Below are 5,381 nucleotides of genomic sequence, written 5' to 3'. Positions count from 1 at the left end.
GACACGGGCGACCGCCGCTGCCAGTTGCCCGGGGTGGGGCGTACGCACCGACACTCCGGACTCGCCCAGGTCGCCGATCGCTCCGGCGTGGACCAGGCGCCCCTTGTCGATGACCACGACGTCGTCGACGGTCTGCGCCGCCTCGCTCAGTACGTGGCTCGACAGGAGGGTCGTACGACCGCGCGCCGCGCGTTCCCGGAGCAGCGTGCGCAACCCGCGAATCGCCTGCGGATCCAGGCCGTTCACCGGTTCGTCCAGGACGAGGATCTCCGGGTCGCCGAGCAACGCGCCTGCCAGGCCCAGTCGTTGCCGCATGCCCAGCGAGTAGGACCCGACTCGTCTTCCGGCGGCGTGCGCCAGGCCGACCGAGTCCAGCACCTCGCCGACACGGGTGCGGGGCAGTCCCGCCAGCACCGCCAGCGACCGTAGGTGCGCCTGTGCACTGCGGCCGGGGTGCGCGCCGCACGGCTCGATGTGGACGCCGAGGACCCGGGGGTCCGCGACGACCGGGCCGCCGTGGAACGACACTCGGCCGGCACTCGGTCGTGCCAACCCGACGATCGTCTTCAACGCGGTGGTCTTGCCCGCGCCGTTGGGGCCGAAGAAGCCGGTGACCGCGCCCGACCGCACGGTGAAGGAGAGCCGGTCGACGACGGTGGTCCGGCCGTAGCGCTTCGTCAGGCCCTCGACCGAGATCGCGATCGTTGCCGATGGGGAGGAGTTCATACCGGAAGCCTGGCTCCCATATGTCTCGCCGGTCTTCGGTCCAGCGGCCGAACCCGAATTCCCACCCGAGGGGGAACCGGGGGGCGCGACGGCCGTGCCGCCTCCTCCCGGAGTTGCAGGTCGTCGAGACCTGCGGGCAGAAGATCTCAGACGTACCGGGGGAGGAGCGCTGCGCCTATGAGCCCTGCTTGGGGGCCTAGTCGGGCGGGGATTAGGGGTGGGGTGGCGGGGCGGGTGGCGGTGAGTGCCGCGTAGGTGTTGGTCAGGGCTTCTCGTACCGGGCCGTCGGTGGTGCCGAGGCCGCCGCCCAGGACGATGGCGGACGGGTCGAGGAGGCGGACCGTCGCGGCCAGCACCGTGGCCAGGGCGCGTCCGGCGGAGGTGAGTACGGCGAGGGCGGCGGTATCGCCGGTGGCGGCGAGGGCCGTTGCCTCGCGGGCGCCCGCGCAGGGGTGGCCGGTGGCGGCCGTGGCGCGGTCGCCGATGCCGCGTCCTGAGGCGAACTGCTCCAGGTTTCCGGTGAATTCGACAGACACGGACGCGGGGACCTCGAACTCGCCCAGGGCTATTGCCTCGCCGCGCCTGCCCGGCCAGGGCCTGCCGTCGATGACGAAGGCCGAGGACAGACCCGTGCCGAGCGACACGTAGAAGAAGTCCGGGAGTTCGCGCCCCGCGCCGTGGACGGCCTCGCCGAGGGCACCGCAGCGTACGTCGGAGCCGATGGCGCAGGGGAGCCCGGGAAGTTCGGCGGCCTTCAGTTCGGCGGCGACGATGTCGGCGGGCTGCTCGTCCCAGGCCAGGACCTCACGGCTCGTCAGCACGCCGTTCGCGTCGACGTATTCGGGGACGCCGATGCCGACGCCGGTGACGTCCAGGTCGAGTTCGCGGGCGTCGGCGAGCAGATGGCGTACGGCCAGCGCCGTTCCGGCCAGGCCCGGGTCGCGCATGCGGTCGGCGGTCGCGGTGGGCCACTCGCGGTGGCGGACGACCGAGCCGTCCGGGGCCACCAGGCCGGCGGCGATCTTGGTGCCGCCGACGTCGACGCCCAGGGACACGTCGCGCGGTGCGGTGGTGCTCGTCACGGTGCTCGGACTCCAGGTGGGGGGCGGCTCAGGCGCCGCGCAGCAGGGTGGCCTCGAAGCGGTACGCGTCTCCCCGGTAGATCGCGCGCCCTATCAGCACCGGCGCGTCGTTCTGGTCGTGCGTGATCTCGTCGCAGACCAGCACCGGGCTGCCTGCCGAGATGCCGAGGAGCTCGGCGATGCGGTGGTCGGCGGCCTCGGCGTGCGCCGTGTACGCGCTGCGCGTGACGCGCACCCCGCCGTCCTCCAACAGGGAGAAAAGGGACTTATCAGTCAAATCATCTGACTGGAGTGACCCCGCGTGTGTGCCGATTATCACCGTCGTGTCGACGCACACCGGCACGTCGTCGAGCCCGCGCACGCGTACCAGCTCCAGCACGGGCGACGTCGGCGCGGTCCGCAGTCGCTGCGCCTCCTCGTACGTCGCCGCCCGCGTCTCGCGCGACAGCACCCGCGCCGTCGCCGTCAGCCCGCGCTCCCGGGCCACCTCGCTGAAGCTCTTGAGCAGGCTGGGCGGTTCGCTGACCATGTCGGACCGCACGAACCAGCCGCGCTGCGCCGACGCGTGGACGCGCCCCTCCGCCTCCAGTCGCGCGAGCGCCTGGCGCAGGCTGGAGCGGCTGACGCCGATCTGCTTCGCCAGTGCGCGCTCGCCCGGGAGTTGGCTGCCGGGCATCCACTCGCGCGCGTCCAGCAGCCGAACCAGCCGCTGCCGCGCGAGCTGAACCGCCGGGCCCGCGGCGGTTGTCGACGGCGCGTCAGATTCGCTGCCCGGCGGGGTGCCGGGTGCGTCGCCGAGCCCGGTGCCGGGCGGCGGGCCGAGCGGCGGAGCGTCTTCGGGGGTCATGGCCGGGGACTGTACCAGGGGGACCAGTCGTCAGACCAGATGTGAATGTGGTCCAAGTACTGGACTAACTGGTCTGAGGTAATGCAGGATCGCCGAGGCGCCGACAATCGGAATCCGAGATTCCGGTAATCGCCGGGGGACGCCGCGACTCGTCGGCGGGGCCGTGACCACGCCGACGCCGCGCGACCGCCTTCCCAGGGCGGCGCGACCAGACCGAAGCAGAGCCGAGGAACCCTCTTATGCCGGTACGCCAACCCGTCCGCCTCGCCGTCGTCGGCGCCGGGACGATCTCGCAGTCGGTCCACCTGCCCGCCGTGCACCGCCTGGCCGGGCTCTTCGAGCTCGTCGCGGTCTGCGACCTGTCGCCCTCCCGGGCCGCCGCAGTCGCCGCCCGCAACGGCGTCGCCGTGCGCGCGACCAGCGACTACGCGGAGATCCTGGCGTCCCCCGACATCGACGCGGTCCTGCTGGCCACCCCCGGCACCCATGCCCGCGACGCCCGCGCCGCGCTCGACGCCGGAAAGCACGTCCTCGCCGAGAAGCCGCTGTGCCTGACCGCCGCCGAGGCCGCCGAACTCGGTGCCCTCGCCGACGCCAAGGGCCTCGTCCTCCAGGTCGGCTACATGAAGATGTACGACCCGCTCACCGAGGTCGCCGCCGCCGAGCTCGCCGCCCTGGACACCCCGCGCACCGTCCGCGTCACCGTGCTCCACCCCGCCGACGAACCGCAGGTCGAGCACCTGCGCATGGCCCCGCCCGCCGACGACGTGGACACCTCCGTCATCGACGCGGCCGTCGCCTACGAGGCCGAGCGCACCGCCGAAGCCCTCGGCGACGTTCCAGCCGAACTGGCCCGCTACTACCGCGACGTGCTCAACGGCTCGGTCATCCACGAACTCTCCGTGCTGCGCGCCCTCGGCTTCGCCCTCCCGGACTCCTTCGACTCCGCCGAGCTGTGGCCCTGGCCCGTCACCGGCGAACCGCCGTGCCTGCTGGCCACCGCGCCGCTCGGCGAGGACGGCGCCGCCCGGCTCGTCCTCAACTGGAACTGGCTGCCCGACCACCCCGAGTACGGCGAGGAGATCGCCGTCCTCGCGCGCGACGGGCGCCTGCGGCTCGACATGGCCGCGCCCTACCTTGCCGACGCGCGCAGCACGCTCCGCGTCGAGCGAGCGGGCGACGGCGTGCGCCGCGACACCACCGCCCGCCACGGCTACGACACCGGATTCGTGCGCCAGTTGGAGGAGTTCGCGCGTTCGGTGCGCGACGGCGCGCCGGTCCGCTCGGACGCCGCGGGCGCCGCCGAGGACGTGCGCTGCCTGCAAGCCCTGCTCGCGGCCCTCGCCGCACGCGAGGGAATCACCGTCGGCGGAGAGGCGGGAGGCGTCCGATGAGCCCCGACACGCAGCACCGGACCGAGACGCAACACCAGACCAACGCACAGCAGCACAGCGACGCGCAGCAGCACACCGCCAACGCACAGCAGCACAGCGACGCGCACACCGACGCGTTGCGGCAGACCCAGGCGCAGCAGCAGACCGCCGCCCGCCTCCCCGAGGGCATACGCATCGGCAACGCCCCCGTCAGCTACGGCGTCTACGGCGAAGGCGCGGGCGGCGACGGCACGTCACCCGAAGCTCTCCTGAAGTCGATGGCCGAAGCCGGCTACCAGGGCAGCGAACTCGGCCCGCCCGGATTCTTCGGCACGCCGGAGGAGACCGCGGAACTGTTCGCCTCGTACGGCCTCGCGCCTGTCGGCGCCTACATCCCCGTGCACTACGCCCTCGACGACGACGTCGTCGCGCACGACATGGCCCGCATGGCCCAGACCTGCCGCGAACTCGCCGCCTGCGCCGAGAAGTCCGGCCTTGGCGCCGACGAAGCGCCGTTGGCGATCCTCGCCGACGAGGGCAGCGAGGCCCTGCTGCACAACCCGGCGCGCGCCTGGGACGACCGCTCCCTCGCGCTCGACCCGGCCGGTTGGGAGCGCCTCGCCGAACTGTCCGCCAAGGCCGTGGAGTTGGCGAAAAGCCACGGGCTGCGCACCTCGTTCCACCCGCACATCAGCACGTTCATCGAGTCGCCGTGGGAGGTCGACCGCCTCCTCGAACTCACCGAGGTGGGCGTGACCCTCGACATCGCGCACATCCAACTTGCCGGCGGCGACCCGGTCGAGTGCCTGGACCGCTGGCGCGACCGGATCAACCACGTGCACGTGAAGGACGTCGAGGTGGGCGTCCTCACCCGGGCGAAGGACGCCCGTCGCACCGACTTCGACGTGTGGTGGGCCGACGTCTGCGTGCCGTTCGGCCGGGGCGACGTCGACATCGACCCGTTCATCGCCGACCTGCTGCGCGGCGGATACCGCGGCTGGCTGCTCGTCGAGCAGGACCGGGCGCCCACCCCTGCGCACCTCTACCCGCAGGTGGCGGCCGAACAGGCCGCGAACCTCACGTGGTTGGCCGGCAAGGTCGCCGCGCGCACCTGATCTCCGCGCACACCTGATTCCCCTCCCCGAACTCCCTTTGTTCTCCCTCGGAGTGACCATGAAGAAGCTGCGTTTGAGCGGGGCCGCCGGGGCCTGGGCCGCGGGGGCCGCGCTGGCCGGCCTGCTGCTCTCCGGGTGCGGCGTGCCCGGCGCCGGGTCCACGGCGTCCGACGGCTTCGACGGCCCGCGCATCACCGAGCGCGTCACCGTCGAGGACGTCGCCGAGCTCGGCGACACC

The 5,381-nt window shown here is 72.9% G+C and carries 5 protein-coding genes and 1 pseudogene; 3 read left to right on the top strand and 3 right to left on the bottom strand.

The window, feature by feature from the left end; all coding sequences use genetic code 11:
• The 3 genes from ACRX5S_RS19010 to ACRX5S_RS19000 form a co-directional block, all read right to left on the bottom strand.
• A partial coding sequence (locus tag ACRX5S_RS19010) for an ABC transporter ATP-binding protein (RefSeq protein ID WP_436774173.1) occupies positions 1 to 726 on the bottom strand: 726 nt, incomplete at its 3' end.
• A 146-nt stretch (positions 727 to 872) separates the two neighbouring features.
• Complete coding sequence (locus tag ACRX5S_RS19005) at positions 873 to 1,808, bottom strand: ROK family protein (protein WP_436774172.1); 936 nt, start codon at positions 1,806 to 1,808, stop codon at positions 873 to 875.
• Positions 1,809 to 1,836: 28 nt separating this feature from the next.
• Entirely contained in the window at positions 1,837 to 2,655 is an 819-nt protein-coding gene (locus tag ACRX5S_RS19000) for a GntR family transcriptional regulator (protein WP_436774171.1), read from the bottom strand.
• A gap of 239 nt (positions 2,656 to 2,894) precedes the next feature.
• On the opposite strand from ACRX5S_RS19000, the gene ACRX5S_RS18995 reads away from it, so the two are divergent.
• From ACRX5S_RS18995 to ACRX5S_RS18985, 3 genes and pseudogenes are all read left to right on the top strand, one after another.
• Positions 2,895 to 4,049: a Gfo/Idh/MocA family protein gene (locus ACRX5S_RS18995; protein ID WP_436774170.1), complete on the top strand. Its 1,155-nt coding sequence runs from the start codon at positions 2,895 to 2,897 to the stop codon at positions 4,047 to 4,049.
• The gene (locus ACRX5S_RS18990) at positions 4,046 to 5,143 is read left to right on the top strand and encodes a sugar phosphate isomerase/epimerase family protein (protein WP_436774169.1); all 1,098 of its coding nucleotides are present in this window, start codon (positions 4,046 to 4,048) and stop codon (positions 5,141 to 5,143) included. Before ACRX5S_RS18995 ends, ACRX5S_RS18990 begins: the two co-directional genes overlap by 4 nt.
• A gap of 58 nt (positions 5,144 to 5,201) precedes the next feature.
• Positions 5,202 to 5,381, top strand: a pseudogene (locus ACRX5S_RS18985) (extracellular solute-binding protein); the annotation flags it as partial.

It is taken from the genome of Yinghuangia sp. YIM S09857, assembly GCF_051388915.1.
Taxonomy (GTDB): Bacteria; Actinomycetota; Actinomycetes; order Streptomycetales; family Streptomycetaceae; genus Yinghuangia.
This window is presented reverse-complemented; position numbering and strand designations above follow the sequence as displayed.